The organism is Pseudomonas sp. 2822-15, from assembly GCF_002742515.1.
GTDB classification, from domain to species: Bacteria; Pseudomonadota; Gammaproteobacteria; order Pseudomonadales; family Pseudomonadaceae; genus Aquipseudomonas; species Aquipseudomonas salomonii.
In genome coordinates, this window is record NZ_LJRY01000277.1 from 1 (window position 1) to 284 (window position 284).

The window sequence follows — 284 nt, forward strand, 5'->3', positions numbered from 1 at the left end:
ATTTTAATCCTCGTTTACGGACTACAGGTGGGAGATATTCTTTATTAGATCATCATATTGAAATTAACCCTAAACATCTAGAGTACTTTGGTGAAAAAGAATTGACGCAAATTATTAAACATGAACTATGTCATTATCACCTCCATCTTGAAGGGAGAGGCTACAAGCATAAAGATAATGATTTTAAATATTTATTGAAGGAAGTGGGAGGAGCGCGACATTGTCAAACGCTGCCTGGTATGAAAACTAAGCAGACAAAAGTACATGTGTATCGATGTACAAAG

The 284-nt window shown here is 35.2% G+C and carries 1 protein-coding gene; it reads left to right on the forward strand.

Translation table 11 applies throughout. From position 1 onward, the window contains the following. The coding region (locus tag AOA59_RS27635) for a SprT family protein (RefSeq protein WP_143522828.1) at positions 1-284 on the forward strand (284 nt) is incomplete at both ends.